Source organism: Sutterella sp. (genome assembly GCF_052272535.1).
Lineage (GTDB): Bacteria > Pseudomonadota > Gammaproteobacteria > Burkholderiales > Burkholderiaceae_F > Sutterella.
On the sequence record NZ_DAVZJY010000375.1, the window covers coordinates 1 to 1,052 of the forward strand.

At 68.8% G+C, this 1,052-nt stretch carries 1 protein-coding gene; it reads left to right on the forward strand.

All coding sequences use genetic code 11. The annotated features are described in order from the left end of the window. Positions 1-147: 147 nt before the first annotated feature. Positions 148-1,052, forward strand: a 905-nt coding sequence (locus tag ACT6Y9_RS11090; protein WP_443744572.1) for an efflux RND transporter permease subunit, incomplete at its 3' end; no start/stop codon positions are given.

Here is a 1,052-nt window from a genome sequence, read left to right on the forward strand (position 1 = left end):
AAGCCGCTCGCGCCGAGGGCGCCCAAGGAGGCCGACGCCCCCATGGAGGCGTCGGGCGCCGCAATGGCGATGCCGTCCGCCGGGAGTGAGGCGCAGGGCGGCTCTGCCGCGACGGCTTCCGGGCACACGCACTAATAAGGAGCGGCCATGATTGAGAAAATCATCCGGGCGTCGGTCGCGAACCGCATGCTCGTCCTCCTCGCGGCGCTGCTCCTCGCCTTTGCGGGCGTGCTCACGATCCTGCGCACGCCCGTCGACGCGCTTCCCGACCTCTCCGACGTGCAGGTGATCGTGAAGACCGACTACACCGGTCAGGCGCCGCAGATCGTCGAGGATCAGGTCACCTATCCGATCAGCACGACGATGCTCTCGGTGCCGGGCGCCACGACGGTGCGCGGCTTCTCGCTCTTCGGGACGTCCTACGTCTACGTGCTCTTCGAGGACGGCACGGACCTCTACTGGGCGCGCTCTCGCGTCCTCGAGTCGCTCTCGGGCATCTCGGGCAAGCTCCCCTCGGGCGTCACGCCCGAGCTCGGCCCCGACGCCACGGGCGTGGGCTGGATTTATGAATACGCGCTCGTCGACCGCTCCGGCCGCGAGGACCTCGAGAGCCTGCGCTCGCTCCAGGACTGGTTCCTCAAGTACGAACTCAAGACCATCCCCGACCCGGTGACGCTTGCGCAGCGCGGGCTCACGATCGGCGACGTGAAGAGCGCGCTCTCGCGCTCCAACCAGGAGGCGGGCGGCGGCTCCGTCGAGCTCTCCGAAGCGGAATTCATGGTGACCGCCCACGGCTACCTGAAGACCCTCGACGACTTCCGGCAGATCGTCCTCAAGGCCGACGCCGCAGGCACGCCCGTGCTCCTCGGCGACGTCGCGCAGGTGCGCGTGGGCCCCGAGATGCGCCGCGGCATCGCGGAGCTGAACGGCGAGGGCGAAGTGGCGGGCGGCGTCGTCATCATCCGCTCGGGCGGCAACGCCCGCGACGTGATCGCGAAGGTGAAGGCGCGCATCGAGGAATTGAAGCCGAGCCTCCCGTATGTTGAAACCTC